General features: G+C 45.3%; 2 protein-coding genes. Both read left to right on the forward strand.

Going from position 1 to position 2,675, the window contains the following annotated elements; genetic code table 11:
• Positions 1–2,054 (forward strand): hypothetical protein (locus U9Q08_01130; protein ID MEA3328336.1); only part of this gene is annotated, 2,054 nt, incomplete at its 5' end.
• On the forward strand, positions 2,051–2,675 hold a 625-nt coding region (locus U9Q08_01135; GenBank protein ID MEA3328337.1), incomplete at its 3' end, for a GAF domain-containing protein. The genes U9Q08_01130 and U9Q08_01135, both read left to right, overlap by 4 nt.

The following is a 2,675-nucleotide window of genomic DNA, read 5'->3' on the forward strand; positions in this document are numbered from 1 at the left end:
GCCAGTATGACTGGGTGAATAACAAGGTCTGGCTGGGAGACCTTTATGGAGGTTATATTTACAGGTATAAGGGAATGGAGTATTTTGCTTCCGCAGAGGTTACCTCCTCACAGTTTGATGCCGGAGAGATAAGCACCTTTGACTCTATTGAATGGATTGCTTCCACGCCAGGTGCTTCTTCTGTAAAATTTCGCTTACGCGCTGCCGAAGATAACAGCGGTTCACCCGGCACCTGGACTGATTGGTTAGGCCCTGCCGGCACCGGGGATTATTATGAAACATCAGGAGAAGAAATAAACGATGATTTAACCGGTTGTCAATGGCTGCAGTATAAATGTTTCCTGGAAAGCGGCAGCAGTCCTGTTTTGGAAGAAGTAACGATAAATTATACCGTGGATGAGGATTGGGAAGGCCCGACATTCACCAACTTTTCTCCGGAATACGCCAATCAAGATACCACTTTTAATATTACCTGTTATATCTCTGATCCAAGCGGAGTTTACGACGATACCACAGGCTCTACAGGACAGGGTGTGCATCTCCTTTGGGCCGCCAACGCCGGGATGAGCGGCTCACAGGAAATTCAAATGAGCGCCCAGTCAGTGGATGGCGATGGATGCGGCACCTATATTACCGATACGCCTGTTACCGGCCAGTCCAACGGCACCATAGTTTATTATCAGGTATATGCTTACGATAATGATTACGACGGCGGCAAAGAAACCGATAGGACCCAGAACTATTCGGCGGTGCAGCATGTTACTGTGGCGGATAAGTTCTTTGAGGTTAGCGCTGTCTCGCCTCAGGAGGCAGGCACGGCTTTTAATATTACGCTTATTGCCCGGATAAATTCATCAGGGACCGTTACTACTGATACCGATTACAACGGCACGGCCAACCTGGAAGCAGAATATACATCCCCGGCTTCAGGAACAAAACTTTTAACTCCTTTAACCTGCACTTTCACCGCCGGTTTGGCCACGGCTTTGGTTATCTATCCTGATTGCGGGACAATCAAGGTTAAAGCCGTTGATTCTCTGGATGCGAATATGACCGGCGCTTCAAATGAGGTTTTGTTCAGGCCCAGCCATTTCTCAGTTTCGGCGGAGTCTGCTACCCAGATAGTTTCCGGGGAATTTGAACTGACTATTGCCGCTAAAAACGCCTCTGGAGAAATCACGCCTAACTTTAAGGAAGAAATAACAATTTCCCCGGCCTATGTTGACCCGTTAGACAGTGACGGAAGCATATCACCGGCCTCGGCTGAAGGCACAAGTTTTACAGATGGTTCTTATGTTATGAGTGTCTCTTATGACAGGGTAGGCACTATTATTATCCGGACAGCGGTAAGTGAAGATGTTACCAAATCCGGTGACTCTGAAGAAATTACCTTTATTCCACACTCTTTCCAATTGACCGTTGGCGATATCCCCAAGGACCGGGCCTTCTTTTATATTGATGAGCCAATCCCGGTTACCGTGACCGCCTTGGATTATAATTCTGCTGCTATCTCCAATTACAGCGGCACCGTGCGCTTTTCGCCGGTTTCCAACCTTAGCCTGCCGGCCGATTATACCTTTATCCCTGCCGATAACGGCAGTCATCAGTTTGCGGTTACCTGCAGTCAGCCCCAGACATTTAATCTTACCGTAGGTGATGTCGATTACAACACGGTTACCGGCACCTCTGAGAATATCTTGGTGGATTATGGAAGGATCAAGGTAATTAGCAAGTCTGCCTCGGTAGGCACCACCACGGTGCAGGTACAGGTTCAGGATTCCAACGGCGCGATTATCTGGCTTGATAACGCTACCACTTTTACGGTTTCCCTGTCTGAAAGTTCAGCCAACGACTCTGCTTATAGTCCTGCCGTATCTGAGCCGGTTCAAGTTACTTCCGGCGTAGCTAGTATCATGCTTTCCGATATTGAACCGGAAATCGTTACCATAACCCCTTGCTCTTCTCCTTATCTTGACCCGGTTTCCGGAGAGGTAAACTTTGGCGGGGTAGGGGATGAGGGAATAAGGGTATTGTTTTGGGAGGAGGAAAGATGAAGGCCAATTCAGATAATACTAAGGATAAAAAATTCATAAATCACCCGGAGAGGCTTTCGATACTTTATCATATAACCCGCCAGCTTAATTCTTCTCTGGATTTAGATAAGTGCCTGCAGAAGATTATCAAGCAGGTATCTAAGTTTCTAAACGTAAGCAGGGCTTCTCTGATGTTATTGGATGAGCAGGATAGTGAATTGACTATAAAATGTGCAATTGGGATTGACCGGGATATTATGAAGAATACGCGTATAAAAATAGGGCAGTCAAACAGTGTTTCTTCCCGGGTGGCGCAAAACGGAAAGCCTCTTTTGATAACCGATATTCAAAAGGAAAAAGGGCTTATTAAATGGAATTCCGATAAGTACTTCAATAATTCCCTGCTTTCGGTGCCGTTAAAGCGGAGAAAGAAAGTGCTTGGTGTTTTGAATGTAAATAATAAAAGAGACAAGAAAGTTTTTAGTAAAGATGATTTAAATTTTCTTGTTATGCTGGCAAACGAATTTTCTCTGGCTATTGACAACTCCCGATTGTATCAAAGATTGATTCAGGTAAATAAAGATCTAAAAAAGTTACATAGGGCAAAAAGTGATTTTATGGAGGATATTTCACATAATTTAC

The sequence above is a fragment of the Candidatus Omnitrophota bacterium genome (assembly GCA_034717435.1).
Taxonomy (GTDB): domain Bacteria; phylum Omnitrophota; class JAUWXU01; order JAUWXU01; family JAUWXU01; genus JAYELI01.